The sequence below is a fragment of the Streptococcus cristatus genome, from assembly GCF_003943465.1.
GTDB classification, from domain to species: Bacteria; Bacillota; Bacilli; order Lactobacillales; family Streptococcaceae; genus Streptococcus; species Streptococcus cristatus_C.
Genome location: NZ_RJPR01000036.1, coordinates 1 through 724, shown reverse-complemented (window position 1 = coordinate 724; position 724 = coordinate 1). Strand labels below are relative to the sequence as shown.

At 51.7% G+C, this 724-nt stretch carries 1 protein-coding gene; it reads right to left on the bottom strand.

Going from position 1 to position 724, the window contains the following annotated elements; translation table 11 throughout:
* Nucleotides 1-724, bottom strand: a 724-nt coding sequence (locus D8793_RS11770; protein WP_185761205.1) for a hypothetical protein, incomplete at both ends; no start/stop codon positions are given.

Below are 724 nucleotides of genomic sequence, written 5' to 3'. Positions count from 1 at the left end.
CACTTACTGAGACAGACTGGCTCAAGCTCAACGAAGCTGAGGCACTTACGCTTGCTGATACAGACTGGCTCAAGCTCAATGACGCTGAAGCACTTGCGCTTGTTGAGACAGACCGGCTGGTGCTCAATGAGGCTGAAGCACTGGCACTTGCTGAGACAGACTGGCTCAGGCTTACTGATGCTGAAGCTGATTCACTTGTTGAAACGGATTGACTCAAGCTTACTGACGCTGAAGCAGACTCGCTTGTTGAAACTGACTGACTCAAGCTTACTGATGCTGAAGCACTGGCACTTGCTGAGACAGACTGGCTCAAGCTCATTGACGCTGAGGCACTTGTGCTTACTGATACAGACTGGCTTGCGCTCAACGATGCTGAAGCAGACTCGCTTGCTGAGACAGACTGGCTCAAGCTCATTGACGCTGAAGCAGACTCGCTTGCTGAGACAGACTGGCTCAAGCTCATTGACGCTGAAGCAGACTCGCTTGTTGAGACAGACTGGCTGGTGCTCAATGACGCTGAAGCAGACACGCTTGCTGATACAGACTGGCTTGCGCTCATTGACGCTGAAGCACTTGCACTTACTGAGACAGACTGGCTGGTGCTCAATGACGCTGAAGCAGACTCGCTTGTTGAAACTGATTGACTCAAGCTCAACGATGCTGAGGCACTTGCGCTGGTTGAAACTGACTGGCTTAGGCTTACTGATGCTGAAGCACTTGCACT